Here is a 517-nt window from a genome sequence, read left to right on the forward strand (position 1 = left end):
GTGAAGGCGTCGCTGGCTGGCGAGACATTGCCGGCGGCATCGGTCGAGGTTGCGGTAAACGTGACATCGCCATCGGGCAGGGCATCTGCGTCGTCGACGGTAAAGGTCCAGTTGCCATCGCCATCCGCATCGGCCGTGCCGATCTGCGTGCCGTTGGCCAGAATCGCCACGGTCGCGTTGGCCTCGGCGGTCCCTGTCAGCGTCGGCGTGGCATCGTTGGTGGTATCGCCGTCGGCGAGTGTTCCGGTCGGGTCGACATCGTCGGTGGCGCTGGCGATGATCGGCGCGGTCGGGTCGGTCAGATCCACCGTCACCGGCCCCAGATTACCCACATCGCTGGTATTACCGGCCGCATCCGTCTGGCGCACCTGCACGTCGCCGTCGGCGTAGGTGGCCTCCGGCAACTCGAAGCTGGTGCCGGTTCCGGCGGTCCAGGTCGTGCCGCCGTCGGTGGAGTACTCCCAGGTCGCGCCATCTTCGAGGCCGCCGACATTGACGGTGGCGTCACTGGTAATGC

At 67.1% G+C, this 517-nt stretch carries 1 protein-coding gene; it reads right to left on the reverse strand.

Annotated features, from left to right (window positions below; all coding sequences use genetic code 11):
- The coding region (locus IE125_RS19165) for an Ig-like domain-containing protein (protein WP_189446289.1) at positions 1-517 on the reverse strand (517 nt) is incomplete at both ends.

Origin of the sequence: Salinicola rhizosphaerae (genome assembly GCF_014652715.1) — a bacterium.
GTDB lineage: Bacteria > Pseudomonadota > Gammaproteobacteria > Pseudomonadales > Halomonadaceae > Salinicola > Salinicola rhizosphaerae.